Source organism: Streptomyces sp. NPDC049040 (assembly GCF_043197715.1).
GTDB lineage: Bacteria > Actinomycetota > Actinomycetes > Streptomycetales > Streptomycetaceae > Actinacidiphila.
In genome coordinates this window covers 508,357-532,130 of sequence record NZ_JBICTO010000004.1, presented here as the reverse complement: position 1 = coordinate 532,130, position 23,774 = coordinate 508,357, and the positions used below count along the sequence as shown (strand labels likewise).

The window sequence follows — 23,774 nt, the reverse complement described above, 5'->3', positions numbered from 1 at the left end:
GCGACCGGTGGCACCGACCCGCCGCGCCTCCGGCCTGGGCCGCGACACGTTGTCGCGGCGCAGGCCGGAGGCATGCGGGAGTACCGGTGATCAGCGTTGCAGGGTGAGGAGACCAGGACGCCAGGGGAGTTGGTTGTAGTCGCCGCTCGAACCCTTGGCCATGCCCTGGTAGAGGAACTGGAGGTTGCAGGGGTCGATGGTCATGGTCTGGTCGGAGTTGCTGCGGACGAGGTCACCGTGGCTGATGTCGTTGGTCCAGGTCGCGCCGCTGTTGGCCTTGCCCGCGAAGGGGTTGCTCTCGCTGGCGGCCTGCGGGGTCCACGAGCCGCTGAGGCTGGTGGCGGTGAACGACCGGAAGTAGCGGCCGTTGGCGCCCATCGCCTCGACGATCATGAGGTACTGGTTCTGGCCCTGGACCTTGTAGACCTGCACGGCCTCGAACAGGTTGGCCTGGGAGTCGCTCATGACAGTGGTGTAGTTCGAGCCGAAGCTGCCGGGGAAGTTGCCGATCGGCATGCTCGCCCGGTAGATGCTGCCGTTGTCGCCGGCGAAGAACAGGTACATGTTCTGGCCGTCACCGATCAGGGTCTGGTCGATCGGACCGGAGTTGGGGATGCTGCCGGTGAAGAGCGTCTGGGCGGAGGACCAGCCGTTGGGGTTGGTCGGGTCGCTCGACGTGCGGTAGAAGAAGGGCGACGCACCCCACTGGGAAGCCAGCACCCAGATGTTCTTGGGCGCGAAGTAGAACAATGTCGGCGCCACAGAGGACTGGCTCATCCCGGTCTGCCCGGTCGAAGCCATGTCCGACCAGTTGGTGAAGGGGCTGAACATCATCGAGCCGTAGCCCGACCCGTTGACGTCCGACGCGTAGACCAGGTGCTTGCCGTTGTATACCACATTGGTGAAGTCCTTCACCGACACCCACCCGTTGGCCGGCTGCGCCAGCGCACCGGTCGAGGACCACCGGTAGGAGGACGGAAGGGAGCACGTGCCACCGGTCGGCGGTGGCGTCGTCCCGGACCCGGACAGGCCGGTCCACTGCTGGTTGCTGCCGCCGTTGCAGGTCCAGATCTCCACCGCCGTGCTGTTGGCCGTGCCGGCGCCCGTCACGTCGAGGCAGAGCCCGGACTGCACCCCGACGATCGTCCCGTCGGAGTTCACCCGCCACTGCTGGTTGCTGCCGCCGTTGCAGGTCCAGATCTCCACCCGGGTGCCGGGCGCGGTGGCCTTGCCCGTCACGTCCAGGCACTTGCCGCCGTACACGGTCAGCTGGTTACCGGACGTCAGCGTCCACTGCTGGTTGGTCCCGCCCGAGCAGTCGTAGATCTGCAGATACGTACCGTCGGTCTGGCTGGAGTTCGGCACGTCCAGGCAACGGCCGGAACCGGCACCGCGCAGGGCGCCGCTGCCGGCCGCCTGAGCCGGGCCGGCGACGAGCATCGCCGCCACCACCGCCAAAGCCGCAACCGCAGCAGCCAGCGCCGCGGACAGCTGCCCGCGGCTCACACCCATTCTTCGCATGAGAATCTCCCGATGTACGGTCAGTGATGTCGAACGGACGGGATTTCGCCGCCTGATGCCGGCCGGCCCGGCACGCCGAAGCGGGCCCCGGCCCCGCCGGGGCCCGCTTCGGGTCGTGGGTCAGTTCAGGCTCCACCGCTGGTTGGAGCCGCCGTTGCAGGTCCAGAGGTCGAGCTTGGTGCCGTTGGCGGTTCCGGCGCCGTAGGCGTCGAGGCACAGGCCCGACTGGGCACCGGTGATGGTGCCGTTGGAGTTGATGTTCCATTGCTGGTTGGTCTGGCCGTTGCAGTCCCAGATGACGACCGCGGTGCCGGGGCTGGTGCCCTGCCCCGAGGCGTCGAGGCATTTGTTGCCGTAGACCGACAGCGCCTTGCCGGAGGTGTGGGTCCATTTCTGGTTGGACCCTCCGTTGCAGTCCCACAACTGCAACTGGGTCCCGTTCGTGGTGGACTTGCCGTTGACGTCGACGCACCTGCCGGATGACGCGGACGTGATCGTCCCACTCGAAGCGGAACCGGCCGGCCGGCGGAACAGGCCGAACTCGGCGATGGACGGCGTGGCCCGGGAGCCGGTGATGCGCAGGCGCACCTGGGTCGTGGTGGTGGGGGACGCCAGGCGGATGAGTTTCTTCTGGCCGATCGTGGTGTCGGAGGCGACCTGGTTCCAGGAGCTGCCGTTCCACGCGTCCACGGCGTAGGACTTCACGTGCTGGCCGGTGTTCAGATCCTCCTGTACCGAGATGACGTCGAAGGTCCGTGATGACGGCAGGGTGAACACCAGTGCGCCGGTGCTGCCGGTTGACTGCCAGGAGGTGTTCAGGTTCCCGTCCAGCGCCAGGCCCGGGGTGTGGCCCGTGGCGTTCGCGGTCCCGCTGTCGTTCGCCACACCGGCTCCGGCAGCCAGGTTGGTGGCGAACGTCGAGGAGATCGCGGTCCCGTACTGGGACAGGGCGGTCACTGCCGGGGCGTCGATGAGGCCCTGCTGGTCGGGGCCGATGTCCAGCAGCTGGTTGCAGTTGCGCCCAACCGATCCGTAATAGAGGTCCTCCAACTCGGCCTCGCCCCGCAGGGGATCGCCTGGATGCCAGAACCAGTTGTGGTTCGCCGACAGCGTGGTGTTGCACTCCGCCGGAGACCAGCGCAGCAGGTTCCATGCGCTCGTGCCGTCCGATTTGCGCTGGGACAGCAGGGAGTCGCTGCCCAGGTCGGAGGCGGCGTAGCCGCCGGGCGGGTCGATGATGGTATCGGCTGCGGTCGCCGCATTACCGGTGAAGGGGACGACGGACCACTCCGACGTGCGGGCGTAGCCGTTCTCGTTGCCGACCCAGCGCACGTCCGGCCCGCCGTCGTTCTCGATGACCGCGTTGGGCTGCAGCGTGCGGACGATCTTGATCCAGTCGCTGAAGTTGTAGGGCTGGGAGCGGCCGGTCGGGTTGGCGTTGTCCCACCACAGCTCGTCGACGCTGCCGTAGCGGGAAAGGAGTTCGTACAGCGTGTTCTCGTAGTAGGTGTTGTAGTCGTCGGAGTTGAAGTGGAAGCTGACCCCGTTGACGATCTCCGAGGAGTCGGAGGGGATGGTCACTGCCTTGGTCGCACTGCCGTTGGCGTACCGGCCGCCGGAGAGGTTCTCGTGGATGTCGGCCGGTGAGAGGTACAGGCCGACCTTCAGCCCGTACTTGTGCATCGACGCGGTGAAGTTCTTGATCACGTCCCCCTGGCCGCCGAGCCACGAGGACGACGCGACGCCGAACGACGAGTACGCGGAAGGGAACAGCAGGAAGCCGTCGTGGTGCTTGGCGGTGAGGATCGCCTCCTTGAACCCGCCGGCCTTCAACGAGGCGGCCCACTGGTCGGTGTTGAGCCCGGTGGGCTGGAAGATGCTCGGGTTCTCCGTGCCGGTTCCCCACTCCCGGCCGTCGAAGGTGTTGACGCCGAAATGGAGGAAGGCGGTCTCCTCCAGCCGCTCCCAAGCCAGCTGGCGTGACGACGGCACCACGTTGGCGGCGTTCGCGATGATCGTGGCGGCCGAGTCCGACGACGCCACGGGTATCACTTCGGCCGGGGTCGCCGCGCCCGCGCCACCCGCGCCGAACAAGGTGAGTACAACGAGGCTGAGCGTGGCAAGGGCAGTCAGCGCCCCTCTGGGGACGATGCGCCTTTCCGGCGCGGTTCTGTACCTGCCTGAGGTATGCATCGCGATCCTCTCTGCGCTGGGCGAAGCTGCCGCCGTGTGCGGCGGTTGCTTTTGCGGCTCCCCTGGCGCGGGTGAGCTGCGGAATAAGCCCTTACATCACTGCTTGGTGGATTACGTGGTGGTTCCTGTTTCTGACCACGTTGTCGTTGCGGTCGAGCCGCTCCACGTGGAAGGAGAGCGTGACGCGAGCTGCGGCGGACACCCGAGCACGCAGGCACAGCTGTCGACCGGTGGGCCTGTCGAGCCGGTCCGGGCGTCGCCTCCCATGGGTGGGGGAGGGCGTTTCCACGGCAGAGGGTGCTTTTCGATCCTGCCGGACTGTTAGCGCTCACCTTCCTTGCCGCGGGTCCCGTTCTGCGACAAGAGGTGCGCACGGGGCACCAGATACACAAAATGGCCCCAGCCTATGGGTCGTGTCAAGAGGTGGCACGCGAATCGATTCGCCCCATGCTTCTCAGCTGCCGACGGCAAGAAACCAGGTCCTTTTTCCTCACCGTTTCGACGTGGAACGGCATCTGAACGCCGACCTGCGTCCCGCCCGCGGACGGCTGGATCGCGTCGCGTTCGGGGATCAGGTGCGGCATGAGAGCCGCGGGGCGGCCCGCCGTTCCACAACGACGACGTCGCCCATGACTTCGACTCAGGAGCTGCCCGCAGACCGAGGTCCGTCCCCGGAGCGAGGGTTCGCCCAAGGGCCCGGACCTCCGTCCGGGACTCTCGCCGGTTCGCCGCGCACGGGCCGAACCGGCGGGCAGCGGTCAGCTGCGTGTGCTCCACTGCTGGTTCGACTGACCGTTGCAGGACCAGAGGATGATCTTCGTGCCGTTGGCCGTGCTCGCGCCGTTGGCGTCAAGGCACAGCCCCGACTGCACACCCGTCACGCTGCCGTTGGTACCGATGTTCCACTGCTGGTTTGTCCCGCCGTTGCAGTCCCAGATGACCACCTGGGTGCCGTTTGCCGTGCCCTGTCCTGAAGCGTCCAGGCACTTGTTGCCGTACACCTGCAGCTGCTTGGCCGAGGTGTAGGTGAACCGCTGGTTGGTGCCGCTCCCGCAGTCCCATATCTGCGCCTGGGTGCCGTTGGCGGTGCTGGAGTTCGGCACGTCGAGGCAGCGGCCTGACTGGGCGCCCACGATCTGGACGCCTTGCTGCGGGGTGCCGCTGCCGGCCGGTGCGTAGCCTGCTGCGGTGATGTTGGCCTGTACGGCCGCTTCCGTGGACTCCGACGGGTAGCCGGAAGTCATGACGCCTTCGAAGAAGGTGCCCTGCCCGGAGGTGCTGTTGTCGCCGCCGGTGCCGAGCACGATGGCGCCCTCCTTCTTCATCGGGTTGTAGCCGCTGGGGCGCTTCCCGTCGAAGTAGGTGGTCAGGCCGCCGGACTGCGCGTCGCCGCCCCGGATCGCCCAGTGGTTCGGCTCGCCTTTGACGATGGCGGTGTCGAAGCGGTGGCTGATCGGCGCGAGGTTGTTGTAGCCGGCGTTGACCCCGGAGAAGAGTCCCCATTCCAGGTCGCCCATGATCCAGGGGCCGGCTCCGGCGCCGTAGCCCCACTGCTTGTCGGCGCCGAAGTAGACCGTCTCCATGATGGCGGGGGAGTCGGCCTGGCCGTCGGTCTGGGCGTTGCCGTAGTCGAAGCAGCACCACTGGTTGTAGTGCGTGCCGTCGACGACCGCGTAGATGCCCTCGGGCTGGTCGCCGGTGGCGATGCCGCTGGTGTGGTTGTTGCGGTAGCCGGTGCCGGGGGCGATGTAGACGCCGTACGCCTTCTGGCCGCCGATGGTGATCGGGGCCGCCTTCGCGTCGGCGAGGTTGTCGTACCCGCCGGCGGCGGGACCGGGCCAGTACCCGGTTGCCTGCCCGAGGCGGTTGTTGCGGCCTGACTGGTCGTAGATGATCGTGATGACGCAGGACGTGTTGGCGCAGAACGAGTCCTGGGTGGCGGCGTTGACGACTCCGCCCGCGCTCTGGACGCCGATGTCGCGGGTGGTGTTGTCCGATGCTCGTCTGACCTGGTACAGGGGGCCGTTGTAGGAGGCGTACAGCGCCCGGGTGGTGCTGTGCGCCGCCACGCACGGTGTCCCGCCCGTGGCGTAGATGTCACACGGCTGCGAAGCGGCGGCCTGGGCTGTTGTGCCGCCGCCGACCAGACAGGCGGCTGCGACCAGCGCGCTTGCCCCGGCTGCGAGCGTCCTTCTCAGGGTCCAGAAAAGCATCGTTCCCTCTTCTCTTGGTGTGGGGGAGGTCGTGATCGGACGATGACGACGCGGAAGACGAGATCAGCTAACTGTTAGCGCTAACATCATTATCGAATCGGTTCGCGCTTGCCAGTCAGGGAGTCAATTCATCGGCGGTCCTGGTGTCAAGAGCGTGGACCGAATCCCTCGGAGATCCGGGCGGCGTCGGCGACCAGGCCGGTGCACCTGCCGTCGGCGGTCCCGGCCGACGACACTGTGGCTGCCGAAGATGCCATCCGCACAGGTCAGTAGGCGTTTTCGGGTGATCTTGCAGCGTCGCTGGTCGCAGGGTGCGAAGGGGGTCGCGGCGGGCCGTTACGTTGAATCAGCCCTGTGTGCCCCCCGGGATGTCCGCATGCCCGTATGTGCCGCCACGGGGAGGTGGCGGCACATACGACAGGCACCCCGTCGCTCAGGCCGGTGTCAGCTGCCATTGCTGGTTGGCGCCGTTGTTGGCGGTCCACTGCACGACGGCGGCTCCGTCGTTGGTTGCCTGGCCGCTCACGTCGGCCGCCAGGCCGCTGTCATGGCTGACGATGGTGTAGTACCCGTCGCCGGTGGGTCGCACGAACCACTGCTGGTTGGTGCCGCCGTTCGCCGCCCACTGCTGCAGTTGCAGGCCGGCGGTGGCGGAACCGCCGTTGACGTCGAGCACCTTGCCGGTGGGGTTGTAGCGCAGGGTGAAGGCGCTGCCCGAGGCGCCGAGAGTCCAGTTCCCGCCGCCGGTCTGCTGGACGGCCTTGGCGCCGTCGGCGGTGGAGTTGCCGGCGATGGCCAGTGGTTTGCCGCTGTTGCGGTTGACGATCCGGTAGGTGCCTGGCGAGGGACTCGTGGAGCTGCCCAAGGTGAAGTACTCGACCGCGTCGCTGAACACGGTCGTCCCGGCTTTGCTGGTGGACAGGACGAGGTAGACCCGTGAGCCGCTGGACGGCGCGGTGAACGACACGGTCTGCGTCGCCTTCGAGCCGAGCGGGACGGTGAGGGTGGTGTTCCCGGAGGCGATCACCGCGCCGGTGGCGCTGTCGAGGTGGGCGCTCCAGGCGAAGCCCACGGCGGTGCCGGTGAAGCCGTCGTTGAACACCGAGATCGTACGGTTCACCGTGCTGTTGGCGGCGTATCCGGGGACCGCCTGCGGGAGCGGGAAGGTGCCGTTGGAGTCCGACACGCCGGAGGCCGACCAGTAGGGCAGGTCGACTGCGGCCACGGGGTTGAACGCGGCCTGGATGCGCTGGATCTGCGGATTGCTCCACGGGTCGGAGAGGTTGTCAGCGCCGTAGACGGGATGGCCCCCCTCTTCGGGGGTGAAGTCGGTCGTGCGGACGCCGGGTATGACGCCCGCCCAGCCGGACAGCAGGGTGTAGGGGCGCAAGTCGCTGGCGTCCTTGCCGCGCTTGGCCACCATCGTGGTGGCGAACCACTCGAACCCCAGCTTGGTGTTGCACTTCGGCCAGATGTACTCGCCCTCGCCGTCGGGTCGGCCGGACACCGACACGACCTTCTCGCCGTAGGTGCCGAAACCGTCCAAGTAGTGACCGAAGACATCGAAGTTGGCGTACGTCATATTGGGGTAGGGGTTGGCCGGAGCTCCGACCCATGCGTCGACGCTGACCGGCCGGGTGCCGTCGTTGCCGTTCATCGCCGCGTACAGGTCCTTCTCGAACTGCTCCGAGTCCATACCGCTGCTGCCGGGCTCGTTGCTCTGGCTCCAGCGGATCACGGCGGGGTGGTTGCGGTCGCGCAGGGTCAGCGCGCGGGCGTGGTCGACCATGTTGTCGTGCCCGGCGACGAAGTCCTGAAGGCTGTTGGAGCCGCGGATGCCGGTCTCATCGATGATCATCAGACCCATCTCGTCGGCCACGTCGAGCATGTAGGGGCTGGCCGGTTCCTGATGAATGCGGACCACGTTGTAGTTCAGCCGCTGGTAGTTGTCGACCGCCTGCGGCCAGCCGCCGTTGCCCGAGGAGGGCGCGAGGAAGCCGGGCAGGGTGTCGTAGGCGTCGCCCTTGCCGCCGTTGTTGACGCGGTCGAAGTCCGCGCCCTGGAGGTTGTCGCCGCGGAAGTTCACCCGCACACCATTGAGGTAGTAGTACTCGCCGTTCTGGCTGCTCTCCCGGAATCCGAATCGGTAGGTCGCGTCGCTGGTGCGGCCCTCGTCGGTCGCCGCGTGGACCGTCAGGCGGTGCAACTGCGCCCGATACCCCTGCCGGTAGGGAACGTTGGGCCACCAGTACGAGGAGGAGCCCAGGTTCCACGCCACCGGCCCGACCGTCAGCTTGACGGTGGAGTGGGCGGCCACCGCGACCGTCTTGCTCGGCAGCGCCGGATAGCTGAACGACGTGCCGTTGTCCGAGGCGAGCGAACCGGTCAGCGTCACCGTCCGCGCGGCGCCGGAGGTGTTGGTCACCGACGCGTCGTAGGTGAGGGTCTGATCGGCCACGGACGTGCGGATGAACGTGTCGCTGACGTACACCGCCGGATACACGCGCAGGAACGCCGAACGGAAGATCCCCTGCGGCACGGCCTCGGCCCAGTCGGCCGCGTCGGGCACCAGATACCTGCCGTTCGCGGGGTTCTTCAGAGCGCCCCTGCCCTTCACATCGACCGTGATGGTGTGCGTGGTACCCGGTGCCGCGTACGCGCTGATGTCGAAGTTCGACGGCGTGAAGGCGGTGGTCCTGGTCGCCACCGTCCGCCCGTCGACCGACAGGGTCGCCTGGTGGTTCACCGCGCCGAACTCGACCCACGTCGACTGTGGCTGCCCGGAGTCCGGCACGGTTATCGTGCGGGAGTACACCGCCTCGTTCACATCGGTGAAGCCCTGCTTGTACCAGCCGCCGCCGGGCACGGTGATCGATGTCGCCGACCGGCCCGCCGGGGTGAAGCCCCAGGTGCCAGCCAGATCGACCGACGCGATGGCGGCGTTGCCCGCGGTGACGCCGTCGGTGCCGGAGGCCGGCAAGACGGCGGCCGGCGTGGCTCGAGGGGTGGTCGCCGTGGCCGGCTGTGTTCCCACAGCCCCGGTCAGCAGCGCCACGACCGCCACGGACCACAGGGCCAGGCGCCGACGGCGCGGCGGCTGTACGTGTTGTCGCTTCACACGATCCTCCTTGTAGACGGACCCGGCACGGGCAGGTGGTGAACCGGCCGGGAGGCACTGAAGCCGTAAGGCGGGGAGCCACCCGCCGGGTTGGCCTTGTCCCACCACAACTCGCCGACGACCAGGGGGAAGGGGCCGCCCGGGCCGCCCAACCCCTCGGCTAGCCTGACAGGCACCCACTGTGTTAGCGCTAACACACCTGAATAGTCGGAGATATGGCGTCACTGAAGGGACAGATATTTCAGATACAAAAACCTGCCCTGCACCTCTTGCGGTGTCAAGCCTCGCGACACGAACCGATTCACCCGGTCATCGGTGAGACCTCCCGTCCCAACCCTTGCCCTGGGTGTCGCTGTGCTCGCGTCGGCGCCAGAAGCAGAGGTCCCCGCGCCGGCGGCCGGTGCGCGAGGCCGGCGCCGGAACAGGTACGTACCGCACACTCCTTGAGGTGGCGTCGACGGATGTGTCAGTCTCATTTCGCCCCTTCTGCCGGGGCATTGCCCCCGTTGGCCGACTGCGCACACCTGGACCTCTCAGATCGAATGTGAGCGCTCACCGCTCCCGGGGCTACGCGCGCTCTGGAGTTGCAGCGCCCCGCGCCGGTCGGCACTCTGTGCCGGCTCCTGGAAAAACAAGCGCGCAGCTGCACCACACTGCGCCCCGTGTCACCGGGACGGGGGCGCTCTCATGCCCGGCACCGTGGGAGGAGGCCACCTGGACTCTTTCGTCTGCCCGTGCCGCTGTCACGCCGACGGGCTTTCCCGGGTGGCCGTGTCCTCCGTCATGGCGTGGTAATTGCGCCACAGGACGAAGAGCGTGCAGCCGGGAAGCACGGCGAGGCCCGTGAGCGGCGCCTGGTTGACCAATGCGGCGGTGGCCAGGAGCAGCGCGAGGTTCATCAAGGCGAGCGGCCAGCGGCGCAGCAGCGTGTACGGGACCGCGAGATAGTCGCGCGGGCGCAGCGGGCTGATTGCCGGGCTCGCGGCGACATGCGCCATGGCCAGGACGCCGGAGTTCGCGGCGAGTACAGCCACGACGGCGAGTGCCGGGCTGACCGCGAGCCCGAGCTCGGTGTGCCGCAGAGCGAACGCGTCGGTGCCGCAGGCTGCGGCTAGCAGGGTGAAGGGTGTCCACAGTGCGAGAGCACGAGCGGCGTGCCGGCGGTAGGCGCGCGGCAGGTCGAGCAGCGGTGCGGGTTCCCCGCTCCCGCACTGCTCGAGATAGCTGAAGGCGGCGGCCAGGGCCGGTCCGGCGCACAGTGACACGACGGTGAACGGCAGGGGGTGCCGCCACGGATGGCGGGTGGCGGCGAGTGAAGCGAGCAGGGGCAGGCAGGCGACGGCCAGACCCGCGTTCACCACCAGGATGCGGTGGACGTGGGACCAGATCAGTTCCCACGAGCTGAAGGCGACATTGAGCCGGGGCCCGCGCGAGGTGGTTGGTGCGCTACCCGTAACGGTCATGTCGGGGTCACCCCTTCGTTCCGGTGGTGGCGATGCCGCGCACGAAGTAGCGCTGGCCGAGCAGGAAGATGACCAGGATGGGGACGACCGAGATGACCGATCCCGCCATGATCATGGCGTACTGCGCGTCGTACTGGCCGATGAACGAGCGCAGCCCGATCTGGACCGTCCACAGGTTGTTGTCCGTGAGGTAGATGAACGGCCCCATGTAGTCGTTCCAGGTGTTGACGAAGGTGAGCAGGGCGAGGCTGGCCAGCGCGGGCTTCGACAGCGGCAGCATGATGCGGGCCCAGATCGCGTACTCGCTCAAGCCGTCGAGCCGTGCGGCCTCGCTGATCTCGTCGGGGATCGTGAGGTAGAACTGCCGCATGAGGAAGACCCCGAAGGCCCCGAACGCCTGGATGAGGATCAGTGACCAGCGGGTGTTCACCAGGCCGAGCTTCTGCATGATGATGTACTGCGGGACCATGTATGCCTGCCAGGGCACGGCGATGGTGGCGATGTAGCCCATGAAGAACGCGTCCCGGCCGGGGAAGCGCAGCTTGGCGAAGCCGTAGGCGGCGAAGCTGCCGGTCAGCACCTGGAGGAAGGTGATGACCACGCTGAGCAGCAGACTGTTCCCCAGATAGGTGGCGAGCGGGATCTGCTTCCAGATGTCGGTGAAGTTGTTCCAGCGGTAGCTGCGCGGGATCCACCGGATCGGCACGGTGAAGACCTGGCGGTCGTTCTTGACCGAGGAGATCGCCATCCATGCGAAGGGCAGCAGGATCGCGGCGGCGAGCACGATCAGCAGCACGTACATCAGGGAGCGGCCGACCAGTTGGAGCGCGCGGTGGCGGGACACCAACGACGACTGTGCGGACGGTCGCCGCGGCGTGGGGGACAGGCCGGGGTTGCTGGCTTCTTTGCGGAGCGCTGTGGTGTTCATCGTTCGCTCCTGCGCTGGAACTGGAACTGGACCATGGTGATGATCAGGCAGATGGCGAAGAGAGCCAATGAGATGGCGGAGGCGTAGCCGAACCGGCCGTGCGTGATGCCCTCGCGGAAGACCAGCTGGGACAGCACCAGCGTGGACCGTCCGGGACCGCCCTCGGTCATGACCTGCACGAGGTCGAACACCTTGAAGCTCGCGATGGTCAACATGACCAGCACGAAGAAGGTGGTCGGGCGCAGTCCGGGCAGGGTGATGTGCCAGAAGCGGCTCCACGGTCCGGCGCCGTCCATGCGTGCCGCCTCGTAGAGCTCGGCGGGGATCGTCTGCAGCCCGGCCAGGAAGAGCACCATGTAGTAGCCCATGTCGCGCCAGACGCTGGTGAGGATCAGCGCGGGCAGCGCCCAGTCCGTCGAAGAGGTCCAACCCGGCGGGTGGGACCAGCCGAGGTGCTTGAGGAACTGGTCCACCGGGCCCACGTCCGGGCTGAGCAGCATGTTCCACACGACGGCGACGGCGACGAGGGAGGTGACGTAGGGGAAGAAGAACGCCGTGCGCAGCAGGCCGATGCCGCGCAGCTTCTGATTGAGCAGTACTGCGAGGCCGAGTGACACACCCAGGGTCAGCGGGATGTGTCCAGCGGCGTACCAGCAGGTGTTCTGCAGGGCGGTCCAGAAGTTGTCGTCGTGCCGCAGACGCCGGAAGTTGGCCAGGCCGATCCACTTCGGAGTGGAGTAGGAGTCCCAGTCGGTGAAGGCGACGGCGAAGGTGCCGATCACCGGTACCAGGGTCAGCGCGGCGAAGCCGAGGAAGTTCGGCAGGATGAAGCTCCAGCCCGTCAGCGCCGTCCGCCGCCGGCGGCGCCTGGCCGCACGGGTGTACTCAGCGGACGGCGCCACCGGGGCCTTGACGACGGCACTCACTGGACCTCCGACTTCACGCGGTTGCCCATCTCCTTGATGCCGGCGTCGACGGACTTGTCCCCCGTCATGACCAGTTCGTGCTCCTCGGTGAGGATCTGGTCGATGTCGGAGGACTTGTCACTCACCGGCATCTCGAGTTGCACCTTGCCCGGTTGCATGGCCTTCCGGGTCAACGCGTCGTCGGGCATACCCGCGACGCCGAAGAACGCCTTGGTGACGCTGGCGTTGGTGTATGAGGGGACGATCCCGATGTTGGCGACAGCCGCGGCACCCTCGGGGCCGGACGCCCACTCGACGAACTTCTTGGCGGCGTCGGCGTTGCGCGCGTGCTTGTTGACCGCGAACGCGGTCGGCGAGCCGAAGGTGGTGTTCTTGCCGTCTGCCGCGATCTGCGGGATTGGGGCCATGCCCCAGTCGACCGGGTTCTTACCCTGCGCCTTCTCGGCGAGGAGTGCCGCCGCCCACCAGGTGCCCATGGGGACGATGGCGGCCTTGCCGGTGGTGAACTGCGCGTCATAGGTGACGTTCTGGCTCTTCGCCGTCGCGAAGGGCAGGGTGGCACCACCCTTCTGGATGTCCAGGGCGATGCTGTACTGATCCTTCATCCAGGAGTAGTCGCCGCTGAGGAGGTCGCCGCCGGTCTGCGCGGAGGCAACGGCCTGCACCACCGAGCGCCAGGTGTGCAGATAGGTGCCGTAGACCTTGGAACTGCCGGAGCCTGTGGTGAGTTTCTTCGACAGCGCGTCGAACTGCTGCCAGGTCAGGTGGGAGAGGTCCGAGTCGCCGACCAGCTTCTTGTTGTAGAACAGCACCCAGAAGTCCTGCCGGTACGGCAGCGCGTAGTACTGGCCCTTGAGGTCGAAGTCCGACAGGCCCGCATAGGACGCCTTGTCCAGCTTGTTGACGTCGTCAGTGATCGGGAGCAGTTGGCCGCGGGTGGCGTAGCGGGCGTAGTCGGTGACGTTCTTCATGGTCAGCACGTCGGTCTTGTCGCCGCCTGCCAACATGGTGGTGACCTTGTCGGGATAGTCCGCGGCCAGGATGTCGACCGGCTGCACATCGATCTTCGGGTTCTTCGCCTCGAAGCCGTCGATGAGCGCCTTGAACTCCGGGGTCGTCTGATAGTTCCACAGCGCGATCTTCACGACGGTCCGGCCGTCGGACGTGGTGCCCGAGCCACTGCTGCTACAGCCGGCGGCGCCGAAGAGCGCCAGGACTATCGCTACGGGAAACGCTCTGGCATAGGTCTTCTTCATGGGTGCGGCTCCTCAAACTGGTGGTGTCGGAGATTCAAGATCAGACGCTCAGGCACTCAGGCCCAGCGACCAGCTGTCGGCGGTGACCTCAGCGGTCAACGGCTGGTGATTCGTCCAGCGTTCGAGTTCGTCGAGGGTGTGATCGGTCAGCCGGCTGATCTCCGTGCCGAGCGAGCCCGCGATGTGGGGGGTGATCATGACGCGGGCCAGCCGGCGCAGCGGGTGGTCGAGCGGCAGCGGCTCGGGGTCGGTGACGTCGAGGATGGCGAACAGCCGCCCGGACTCGCACTCGGCGGCAAGCGCGGCCGAATCGATCAGGCTGCCACGAGCGGTGTTGATCACCGTTGCGTGGTCCGGCAGAAGACTCAGCTGCTCCGCGCCGATCAGGTGGAGCGTCTCCTTCAATTCCGGAGCGTGCAGAGACAGTACGTCCGCCTGCGGCAGCAGGTCGTCCAGCGTCACCAGGGTCGCGCCGGCGGCGGCCACCTCCTCGGCGTCGGCATACGGGTCCGCGACAAGGCAGTTCACCGCGTCCATTAGACCGAGCAGCTCAACGACCCTCCTGCCGACGCGGGAGAAGCCCACGACACCGATGGTCCTGCCGAAGTTCGACAGGTCGCCATAGCCCGTCACGCTGCCCCAGCCGCCGTAGGCACGCTCCTGGTCCGAGGAGAGGAACGGGGCCTTCTTGCCGGCGAAGATGATGGCCGCGAGAGCGTATTCGGCCACCGGTATGGCGTTGGCGTCCGCCGCGCTGGTGACCCGGATCCCCCGTCTCCACACGTCCTCCCCGACCAGGCCGCGAACGCTGCCCGCACTGTGCAGCACCGCTTGGAGCTTCGGCGCGGCGGCAAGGCGCGACGGCGTCAGGTTCGGCGCTCCCCACGAGGTGATGAGGACCTCCACCTCAGCCAGTCGGCGTCGTGCCTCGGGCGTGTCCAGGTCGTCAGTCCACACGGGGTCGCCGAGGGCCACGAGGCTGGCGAGCCGGGCGAGCCGGGCGCGGTCGAAGTGTGCCTCGAAACTCGACCTGCTCATCACGACCAACGCGTGGTGCTCGGGCTGCATGGCGTGGTGGTCCTTCCCCTCAAGCGGGTGCTACACCGATGTTGCGGACACGTTCCAATCAGAACGTGTTGAGACAGGGATAGTGGGAGACGCCCGTGTTCACCAGGATCTGAACGTCAACGCAACTGTTCGTTCATAATCGAACATCACGAAGGAAAAGCGGGAGGCCCACGATGGTCGACGACCGGCTCTTCGCTCCGCAGCGCCGCGAGCGACTGATGATCGAATTGCGCCGGCGCGGCGCGGTCCGCGTCAGGGAACTGGCCGAGTCTCTCGGCGTCAGCGAGTTGACCATCCGGCGCGACATCGCCGCGCTGGCCGGCCGGGGCCTGCTGACCCGGGTGCACGGAGGTGCCACCCTGCCCACCAATCTCGGTTCCACGCCGGTGCTCCATCGGAGACCGCGGCTCGGCGCGGCCTCCTTGACCATCGGAATGGTGGTGCCCTCGCTGGATTTCTACTGGCCGCTGGTCGTCAGCGGTGCCCGTACCGCCGCCGCAGCCCTGGGCGTGAACCTCCAACTGCGCGGCTCCAGCTACGACCAGGCCGAAGACCGGCGGCAGATCGGCCGCCTGATCGCAGCTCAGCAAGTTCAGGGACTTCTGCTGGCTCCGAACCTGGACGGGGAGGAAGCCGACGAGATGATCGACTGGATCGGGAACCTCCAGATTCCGGCCATTCTCGTCGAGCGCCAGACCGCGGACTGGACACCGACACCGAGGCAGCTGGAGTGGGTACGCAGTGACCACGCGCTCGGGCTGGAGCTGGCTGTGCGGCACTTGTACGAGCACGGGCACCGCAGGTTCGGGCTCGTGCTGTCCAAGGGCAGCCCGACCTCGGCGCACCTGGCCGTCGGCTGGAGGCGCGCGTGCGCGAGACTCGGAATCTCCGACGAACTGCTGGTGAAGGAGAGCGTCGCACTCAACGTGCCGGGGCACCGGCAGATCATCGAAGGCATACTTGAGCGCGGAAGACGGGCCAAGATCACTGCGCTGATCGTTCACAGCGACCCGGACGCCATCTCGATGGCCCAGTACCTGACCGAGCAGGGTGTCCGCATCCCCAAGGACATGGCGATGGTCAGCTATGACGACGAGGTCGCGCAGCTCGCAGAGCCGGCCATGACCTCCGTCCGTCCCCCCAAGGCCAGGGTCGGGAGGCTGGCCGTGGAGATGTTGGTCTCCCAGTTGGTGGAGGGGAGGCGGCGTCCGCCGCAAAGGGTGCTCGTCCTGCCGGAGCTCATCATCCGCAACTCGTCGGGCGTGCCGCGGGGCGGCCCATGGGAGCCTCCGTTCCCGGAGACGGCTGGTGGCGCCTGCTTCCCGGAGTGATCGGCCTGATCGAGACGGTCCGGATGTGTTCGTTTGTGAGTGAACCATGCGTGCGTGATTGACCGCACGAGCGGTCCCCGGGTTGAGTGATCAACGGATGCGGTCGCCGACCGTCCTCCATCCTCGACGCTTCGACCCTTCGACCAGGAATCAGGAAGACCGTGATGACCCCTGCCCTGCCGCTGGAGGACCGTCGGCTCTCCCCGTACACGGGTTGGACCAGGGAGCACTGGGCTGCCGTCGCCGACCGCATGCTGGATGCCGTGGCGCCCTATCGATCTCCCCAGTGCGCCTTCGTCGACCTGCCGGGAAAGCCGAGCAGCAGCGGGGTCCGCTCCGACGGCCTTGAGGGCTTCGCCCGCACCCTGCTCCTGGCGGGATTCCGCACGGCGGGAGAGGCCGGAGCCGGGCAGGACCTCCTGGAACCGTACGCCAGGGGACTGGCCGCGGGCACCGATCCGCGGTCCGCGGAGGCATGGCCCCGCCCGGACCGACTCGGCCAGGCGAAAGTCGAGGCCGCGTCCATCGCGCTGGTGCTGCAACTCACCCGCCCCTGGTTGTGGGACCGGCTCGACCAGCAGGTGCAGGAACGCACCGTGGACTGGTTGGCCGGTGTCATCGGGCAGCCCTACCCGCCGATCAACTGGGTGTGGTTCCGGATCGTCGTCGAGTCGTTCCTGCGTGAGGTGGGGGGACCGTGGAGTGTCGCCGACATCGAGGAAGACCTCGCCGTCCACGCGTCGCTACGCCGGTCCGACGGCTGGTTGAGCGACGGCCAGGAACGTGCCTACGACCACTACACCGGCTGGGCCCTGCACCTGTATCCGCTGATGTGGGCCCACCTGTTCGACGTGCGCGGGAGCTTGTGCCCTGAATCCCTGCACCACCAGTGGCGCGGGGACCTCGGCCGATACCTCGACGACGCCGTGCGGCTGATCGGGGCCGACGGCTCTCCCCTGATGCAGGGACGCAGCCTCACTTACCGGTTCGCGGCAGCCGGCCCCCTGTGGGTGGCAGCCGTCACCGGCGCGGGGACGCCGTCCCCCGGCCTGATACGGCGGGCCGCCAGCGGGATGCTGCGGCACTTCACCGACTCCGGCTCACTCGAACCCGACGGTCTGCTCCAGCTGGGCTGGACGCGGCCGTGGCCGCAGATCGCCCAGTCCTACTCCGGGCCCGGCTCCCCCTACTGGGCGGCCAAGGGCATGCTCGGGCTGATACTGCCGGCGGACCACCCGGCGTGGCGGCAGCCCGAACAACCTCTCCCCGTCGAGGAGGGCGACATCGCCCGCGTCATCTCCGCGCCGGGCTGGCTGGTAAGCGCCCGCAAGGACCACGGCATCGCGCTGGTGGTGAACCACGGCACCGACCACGCCGTGGCCGGGGCCACAGGCGGCGACAGCCCGCTGTACGCGCGCTTGGGATACTCCACCGCCACGCTCCCGGCGCTGACCGGGCCGAGCACGACGGACCCGCTGGACAACAGCGTGGTGGTGCTTGACGCGACGGGGCGGGCCACCCACCGCAGCGGCTTCGAGACCCTGTTCGTCCGGGAGTTGCCGGGCGGCGTACTGGCCGGTGCCTCGCGCGGCCGGGTCCGCTGGATCGACACATCCCAGGACGGCACCCCTGACCACGGCTCGGGCCGCACCGGCCCGGTCGTCGAGGGCCCCGTCGTGACGGTCGCGTCCGTCATGCACGAGGGGCTGGAGATCCGGCTGACACGGCTTGACGACATCGACAGCCGCTCCGCGGCGTGGCGCGGGATCAGGCTCGGTGGCTGGCCGGTGGCCGACGAGGAGGTACCTTCCGCCGGAGGCCGGAACGGCGCAGCTCGCACCTGGGACACAGTGAACGCCGAAGCCTGTACAGGCCGACTGCTCAGCCGGGTCACCGGACTGCGCGGATTCACCAGTGGCGGTACGGCAATGGAACAGGGCACCGGTCCGCTGGCCCGGTGGACCGCTGTTCCATGGCTTGCCGCCGAGCCCGTGCCTGTCGGCGAAGTACTGGCCGCATCAGTGTTCCTCGGCCCGAAGGGCGATGACGTGACGAACCCGGAAGTGCTGGTGGAGGCGATCGGCGACGGTTCACACCAGGTGACCGTCCGATGGTCCGACGGTCAGCGCACGGATCTCACGCTCCCCGCACCACCCGGCCAGTGAGCCGCCGCCAGGAAGCCTCGCCGTGACCGTCGAATCCTCGTCCCCACCCTCTTCGCAGTTCTCCCTGCGCCGGCGGCTGAGCGCCTTGCACGACGCCGGCGGCAGCGCACTCGTCGACGCGCCGGACTCCTGTACGAGGCGGACACCGGTACCCGCCGCCGAGTCCCGGACGGTCCGGGCCGGTGCCGATCCCGCCACGCGCGCCGCACTCCTGGCGGAGGCGGCAGGCGGACACGCGCGTGGCTGTGCCTTGAACGCGGCGCAGCAGCCTGATCAGCGCGGGCTCGTGCCCCGCGCCGCGGCGAGTCCTCCGGGCTGGCGCGCAGACCCCACCATCCGCGCTCAGCCCGGAAGGCGCCTGGTCCTCGGGAACCGTGACCGTCGCCACCGTTACCCCTACCGACCTCCCGGAGCCACTGCAACCGAGGTCACCCGGCGGCGGTGATTCGCCACTGCTGGTTGGTGCTGCCGGAGTTGCTGTACTGCCCCAAAACTGACCCGCTGCCCGTACGGCCCATGCCGTCCAGGTAGAGGCCTGTGCCGCGGTTCTTGATCAGGACCGTGTTGGCATCGGTCAGCACCGACCACTGCTGGTTGTTGCTGTTGGTGTCGGAGTACTGGCCGACCGCCGAGCCGTTGGCGGTGCGGCCCTGGCCGTCGAGGTACAGGCCGGTCGCGCGGTTCTTGATCCGCACGTAGTTGCCGTCGTTCTCGATGCTCCACTGTTCCTCCGTGCGGCTGCCGGCGTCCGACCACTGGTCGGCGCTGGACCCGTTGGCGCCGGCGCCGGCGCCGTCGACGTACAGGCCGGTGGCGGCATTGCCGATCCTGACGTAGGTGCCGCCGCCGTCTCCGTCGCCCCACGCGTAATGCAGCCGGGTCAGCCCCGAGGGGTTGACCAGTGACAGCCTGGTGGCCGAGCCGGTGCCGGACCTGGTGGTCAGGCTGTACCAGTCGCCGTCCCGCAGGCCAGGCCAGTACACGCTGCCCATGCCGAGCTTGCGCAGTTCGCTGCTGACGCCGCGGACGTAGTCGGCGAAGAACGACCCGCTGGGGATGCTGTAGTCGATCGCGTTGTACTGGACGCCGTTCTTGCTGCCCGGGCCCATCGGGCCGCCCCACTCGGTGGCTATCGTGCGGTCGGCGTAGTTGCCGATGTAGCCGGCGATGTGGTTCGCCCACTCCGTCTCGTCCTCGTAACCGGCGAAGAACGAGTAGTCATGGACGGCAAGCATCGTGCCGTTCAGCCGACTGTCGCCGCCGACCGCCGCGACGTTCTGGGCGTCGCCCGCTCCGTCGAGGATGACCCGCGCGCGCGGCACGCCGGAGTACCTGGCCAGCCAGGCGTTGTAGAAGTTGTCGAGGTCGCCGGTGCTGTAGCCGTACGGCTCGTTGATGACCTCGAAGTAGGCGTTGGGGTTGCTCCCGTACTTGGCGACGACGGTGTCCCACATCTGGTTGAAGCCGCTCGCGCTCGTCGGCTTGCCGCCGGTGTAGGCCCAGTACGCCAGGATCACCTTGCCCTTGGTCAGCGCGGTGTCGATCGCCCCGGTGTACGCCGACCAGTAGCTCGAGACGGTGGGCTCGTTGATCGGCATGCGGACGGTGTTGGCGCCGGTGATCGAGTACATCTGGCCGACCACCTGGTCGGCAGTGGCAGCGGCCGACGAATACGTGTCGGAGGATCCGAGGCCGGACACGTAGAGGACGCCGTTGACGAAGTTGTCCCGCTGGTCCGCCCAGTTCACGCCCCTGTACTGGCTGGTGGACGCGTGCGCCTGGCTGGATCCGAAGGTCGCGAGGGTGGCCGCGGCGAGAGCGAACACGGTGACGATCCTGCACAGCCTGAACAGCGCTGTTCTTGATATGGCAAGATATGACGATTCCACGGGCTGGTCCTTCCCTGCAGCTCCTCCCGCGCGGTGGACCGCGCAGTCTGGAACAGGGATAGGGGATCGCGGAGGTGCGCCGCCAGGATACGAAGCGAACAGCACGCAATCGTACGCAATCGCACAAGGGCGTCCGCGCGGTGGGGATTTCCGGAAGGCCCTCTACATCCCGATAGTGAACTGCCCTGCCGTTCGGCGTAGGATCCCTGCCTCCTGCCGGATGGCGGCCCGGCGGGATTCGGCGATTCCACCGGATGTCTGCGTGCCCCTCTATGTGGGGCCAGACCGTCTCGCGGACCACGTGCGGGTCTGTAAACGCTCGTGATCGATACACCCAGCGGGCTGAGGAGGACCTCGACGCCGGTGTCGGCGCGTGGAGCGCCTTCGAGAGTTCGGCGCCCGATGCGAGCCAGGCGGAGGACAGGGCGGAGTGGCAAAGCGCGTAGGAACGTCAGGCGAGCGGGGTGGCTGCGGGTTCGGTTGGCAGGGCGGGGAGTCGGGCGTCTCTCCAAGCGCGGTGGACGGTCGTGCAGCCGAGGATTGTGCGCGTTCGGTCAAGGACAGCCCGGCAGTCGGGCAGCACCTGCACTCGACCCGGAAAGCTGAGCCGACCTCCGCTGTCCCCACCGCCGCTGGTCACCGAACCCCCCCCGCGGGGCTTCGCCCCCGCCCCGGACCCGGCGTCACCGCCGTCAGAGCCGGCGTCGGCAGCAGCACGGGCCAAGCATCGCGCGGGCAAGCGGCATCTCCCGCCCGACGCCAGATGGGGCGCTCCAGTGCGGCGGTGCGCTGGGGCGGGAAGCCGGTCTGGCCACCGTAGGGCTCGGCCGACGGCGTTCGCCCGCTCAGTTCTGCGGGCACGGCACAGGGGAGCGCTCACCTCGCGGCGATCCGCCGGCTTCTCCTCCGGCCGGGCGGCCGAGCAAGGGAAGCGACCTCCCATTGCGCACTGAATCAAACATGGTCGAACAACAGCTTCGGACAAAACTCTTGACGAGCCGTCAGTGCGCTCTCTACGATCAGCCACCGCTTGAGCAATACAGGGCACCAGACGCATCGGCGGCCTCACGGCGCCAGGCGACGAACACCGCGAAAAGCACCGCAGGCAGCAGCCGTCACCGGCGCCGGAAACGCTCATGAGAGCGCTAACACTCGCTCGGCTCCGCTGGAACCGGATCCGGACGGCTCCCGACCCTTGGCCCGGCGCAGGCGCACCTCGGGCCGACCGCCGGGCCATACCTCAGCAAAGGATCGTGGCAAATGAACGCATCTCGATGGCGACCGCGCCGAGTGACCCCCGGCAGGCGATGGCTGCGCCTGGGGCTGGCACTTCTCCTCAGCGCTGTCGCCGGCACCGGCGCCGTGGTGGCTGCCGCCCCCGCGGCACAGGCGGCCACGGCGATCACCCTCAACGGCGGCTCCACCGGCCGGGCCTTCGACGGGGTGGGGGCGATCAGCGGCGGGGGCGGCAACTCCCGGCTGCTCATCGACTATCCGTCCACGCAGCGCGCGCAGATACTGGACTACCTGTTCAAACCGGGTTACGGCGCCGCCGTGCAGCTGCTGAAGCTGGAGATCGGCGGCGACGCCAACTCGACCGACGGCGCGGAGCCGAGTATCGAGCACGCGCGCGGTGACGTGAACTGCAACGTGGGCTACGAGTTCTGGCTCGGCGAGCAGGCGGTGGCACGCAACCCGAACATCAAGATCGTCGCCCTGCCCTGGGCAGCCCCCGGCTGGATCGGCGGCGGCAACTTCTGGTCGACGGACATGATCGACTACGACATCCAGTGGCTGGACTGCGCCAAGCAGCACGGTCTGCCGATCAGTTACATCGGCGGCTGGAACGAGCGCGGCCACAACAAGACCTGGTACGAGAACCTGCGTACGGCACTCAACTCCCACGGCTACAGCGGGGTGCAGATCGTCGCCGATGACAGCTTCGGCTGGGGGGCCGCCGACGACGCGCAGAGCGACTCGGCGTTCAAGGCGGCGGTCGGCGTGATCGGCGCCCACTATCCGTGCGGCTACCTGGGCGACGCCACCTCGTGCTCGTCCAGCTCCAACGCCGTGGCGTCCGGCAAGCAGCTGTGGGCCAGCGAGTTCGGGTCGCAGGACTACATGACCGGCTCCGCCCCGTACATCCGCAGCATCACCCGCGGATACCTCGACGGCCAGATGACCGGCTTCATCAACTGGCCGCTGATCGCGGCGCTGACTCCGAACCTGCCCTTCAGCACCGACGCGCTGGCGGTGGCCTCCTCCCCGTGGTCCGGCGCGTACACGCTCGGCAAGAGCCTGTGGGCGAACGCGCAGGTCGCCCAGTTCACCCAGCCCGGCTGGCACTTCCTGACCGGCTCGGCCAGCGGCTACCTCGGCGGCAACAGGAACAACGGCAGCTACATCTCGCTGAAGTCCACCGACAACACGAACTACTCGACGATCTACGAGACGACCGGCGCGAGCAGCGCCCAGACGGTGAACGTCAACGTGACCGGCGGGCTGAACACCGGCACCGTGCACGTGCGGTCCACCAACCTGGGCTCGTCGAACTCCGCCGACTGGTTCGCCGAGCAGTCCGACATCACGCCCTCGGGCGGCAGCTACACGCTGACGCTCCAGCCCAACCGGATCTACTCGGTGACCACCACCACCGGCCAGGGCAAGGGAACGGCCACCGGCCCGGCGGCTGCGCCGCTGGCACTGCCGTACACCGACACCTACGACTCCTACGCCTCCCGCGCCGAGGCGAAGTACTTCTCCGACATGCAGGGCTCCTTCGAGGTGCGCCCCTGCGCCGCCGGCAGGACCGGCCAGTGCCTGCAGCAGGTCACGCCGACGCGGCCGATCGAGTGGCAGGACGACAGCGACGCCTTCGGCCTGCTCGGTGACACGTCCTGGAGCAACTACAAGGTCAGTACGGACGTGAACTTCCAGCAGGCCGGCACCGTGACCCTGCTCGGCCGGGCCAACACCCAGCAGCGGCCGCAGTCGCACCAGGCGGCGTACCAACTGCGGCTGAGCAACACCGGGTCCTGGTCGATCGTCAAGAGCACCACCTCCGGCACGCTGACCACCCTCGCGTCAGGCAGCCACGCCTCGCTTGGGCTCAACACCTGGCACACGGCCTCGCTCAGCTTCACCGGCAGCCAGATCAGCGCCACCCTCGACGGCGCCGCACTCGGCTCGACCTCGGACGGCTCGTACTCCAGCGGCCAGGTCGGGCTGGGAGTCGTCGGCTACCAGACCGACATGTTCGACAACCTCTCGGTCACCGCGACCAGCGGCGACGGCGGCGGTGGCAGCACAGGTGCGATCAGGGGCCAGGCATCGAGCCGCTGCGTCGACGTCCCCAACGCCACGCAGGCCAACGGCACCGTCACCGAGCTGTGGGACTGCAACAGCGGCTCCAACCAGAACTGGACCCTCACCTCCGCCAAGCAACTGACCGTCTACGGGAGCAAGTGCCTCGACGTCAGCGGGCGTGGTACGGCCGACGGCACGGCGGTCGACATCTACGACTGCAACGGCGGCACCAACCAGCAGTGGACGCTGAACTCCGACGGAACGATCGTCGGCACAGGCTCGGGCAAATGCCTGGATGCCACGGGCGGTGCCACCGCCAACGGCACCCTGCTGGAGATATGGACCTGCAACGGCGGCGCCAACCAGAAGTGGACCCGCGGCTGACACGGGGGTGACC

Annotated in this window: 13 protein-coding genes; 3 read left to right on the top strand and 10 right to left on the bottom strand. The window is 68.0% G+C overall.

Features of this window, described 5'->3' with window-relative positions; genetic code table 11:
* Positions 1–90: 90 nt before the first annotated feature.
* From ACGFMP_RS14755 to ACGFMP_RS14715, 9 genes are all read right to left on the bottom strand, one after another.
* Entirely contained in the window at positions 91–1,521 is a 1,431-nt protein-coding gene (locus ACGFMP_RS14755; RefSeq protein ID WP_393672637.1) for a non-reducing end alpha-L-arabinofuranosidase family hydrolase, read from the bottom strand.
* Positions 1,522–1,641: 120 nt separating this feature from the next.
* A complete protein-coding gene (locus ACGFMP_RS14750; protein WP_393672636.1) occupies positions 1,642–3,564 on the bottom strand; it encodes a ricin-type beta-trefoil lectin domain protein in 1,923 nt (640 codons plus the stop codon).
* A gap of 908 nt (positions 3,565–4,472) precedes the next feature.
* Entirely contained in the window at positions 4,473–5,927 is a 1,455-nt protein-coding gene (locus ACGFMP_RS14745; RefSeq protein WP_393672634.1) for an arabinofuranosidase catalytic domain-containing protein, read from the bottom strand.
* A 433-nt stretch (positions 5,928–6,360) separates the two neighbouring features.
* Entirely contained in the window at positions 6,361–9,045 is a 2,685-nt protein-coding gene (locus ACGFMP_RS14740; protein WP_393672632.1) for an RICIN domain-containing protein, read from the bottom strand.
* A 743-nt stretch (positions 9,046–9,788) separates the two neighbouring features.
* On the bottom strand, positions 9,789–10,508 hold the full coding sequence (locus ACGFMP_RS14735) for a hypothetical protein (RefSeq protein WP_393672631.1): 720 nt from the start codon (positions 10,506–10,508) through the stop codon (positions 9,789–9,791).
* A gap of 7 nt (positions 10,509–10,515) precedes the next feature.
* On the bottom strand, positions 10,516–11,436 hold the full coding sequence (locus ACGFMP_RS14730) for a carbohydrate ABC transporter permease (RefSeq protein WP_393672630.1): 921 nt from the start codon (positions 11,434–11,436) through the stop codon (positions 10,516–10,518).
* Positions 11,433–12,362 carry a carbohydrate ABC transporter permease gene (locus ACGFMP_RS14725; protein WP_393672629.1) on the bottom strand — a complete coding sequence of 310 codons (930 nt, stop codon included), beginning with the start codon at positions 12,360–12,362 and terminating at the stop codon, positions 11,433–11,435. The genes ACGFMP_RS14730 and ACGFMP_RS14725 overlap by 4 nt, the downstream gene beginning before the upstream one ends.
* Positions 12,359–13,618, bottom strand: coding sequence for an extracellular solute-binding protein (locus ACGFMP_RS14720; RefSeq protein WP_393672628.1), 1,260 nt, complete (start codon positions 13,616–13,618; stop codon positions 12,359–12,361). Before ACGFMP_RS14720 ends, ACGFMP_RS14725 begins: the two co-directional genes overlap by 4 nt.
* Before the next feature lie 48 nt (positions 13,619–13,666).
* Positions 13,667–14,686, bottom strand: a complete 1,020-nt coding sequence (locus ACGFMP_RS14715) for a hydroxyacid dehydrogenase (RefSeq protein WP_393672627.1) — start codon at positions 14,684–14,686, stop codon at positions 13,667–13,669.
* 173 nt (positions 14,687–14,859) lie between these two features.
* Between ACGFMP_RS14715 and ACGFMP_RS14710 the strand changes: the two genes are divergently transcribed.
* Positions 14,860–16,017, top strand: a complete 1,158-nt coding sequence (locus ACGFMP_RS14710) for a substrate-binding domain-containing protein (protein ID WP_393672626.1) — start codon at positions 14,860–14,862, stop codon at positions 16,015–16,017.
* A gap of 164 nt (positions 16,018–16,181) precedes the next feature.
* Positions 16,182–18,182, top strand: a complete 2,001-nt coding sequence (locus ACGFMP_RS14705) for a DUF2264 domain-containing protein (RefSeq protein ID WP_393672625.1) — start codon at positions 16,182–16,184, stop codon at positions 18,180–18,182.
* A 428-nt stretch (positions 18,183–18,610) separates the two neighbouring features.
* On the opposite strand, the gene ACGFMP_RS14700 is transcribed toward ACGFMP_RS14705, so the two are convergent.
* Positions 18,611–20,071 (bottom strand): RICIN domain-containing protein, encoded by a 1,461-nt coding sequence (locus ACGFMP_RS14700; RefSeq protein WP_393672624.1) that lies wholly within the window; start codon positions 20,069–20,071, stop codon positions 18,611–18,613.
* 1,260 nt (positions 20,072–21,331) lie between these two features.
* Here ACGFMP_RS14700 and ACGFMP_RS14695 point away from each other — a divergent pair.
* The gene (locus ACGFMP_RS14695) at positions 21,332–23,761 is read left to right on the top strand and encodes a ricin-type beta-trefoil lectin domain protein (protein WP_393672623.1); all 2,430 of its coding nucleotides are present in this window, start codon (positions 21,332–21,334) and stop codon (positions 23,759–23,761) included.
* Positions 23,762–23,774: the final 13 nt, after the last annotated feature.

Bases quoted from the DNA above. Each gene is read 5' to 3' on its own strand.
- ACGFMP_RS14755 (WP_393672637.1), bottom strand. From the start codon at position 1,521: ATGCGAAGAATGGGTGTGAGCCGCGGGCAGCTGTCCGCGGCGCTGGCT.
- ACGFMP_RS14745 (WP_393672634.1), bottom strand. From the start codon at position 5,927: ATGCTTTTCTGGACCCTGAGAAGGACGCTCGCAGCCGGGGCAAGCGCG.
- ACGFMP_RS14735 (WP_393672631.1), bottom strand. From the start codon at position 10,508: ATGACCGTTACGGGTAGCGCACCAACCACCTCGCGCGGGCCCCGGCTC.
- ACGFMP_RS14730 (WP_393672630.1), bottom strand. From the start codon at position 11,436: ATGAACACCACAGCGCTCCGCAAAGAAGCCAGCAACCCCGGCCTGTCC.
- ACGFMP_RS14720 (WP_393672628.1), bottom strand. From the start codon at position 13,618: ATGAAGAAGACCTATGCCAGAGCGTTTCCCGTAGCGATAGTCCTGGCG.
- ACGFMP_RS14715 (WP_393672627.1), bottom strand. From the start codon at position 14,686: ATGCAGCCCGAGCACCACGCGTTGGTCGTGATGAGCAGGTCGAGTTTC.
- ACGFMP_RS14710 (WP_393672626.1), top strand. From the start codon at position 14,860: ATGGTCGACGACCGGCTCTTCGCTCCGCAGCGCCGCGAGCGACTGATG.
- ACGFMP_RS14705 (WP_393672625.1), top strand. From the start codon at position 16,182: ATGACCCCTGCCCTGCCGCTGGAGGACCGTCGGCTCTCCCCGTACACG.
- ACGFMP_RS14695 (WP_393672623.1), top strand. From the start codon at position 21,332: ATGAACGCATCTCGATGGCGACCGCGCCGAGTGACCCCCGGCAGGCGA.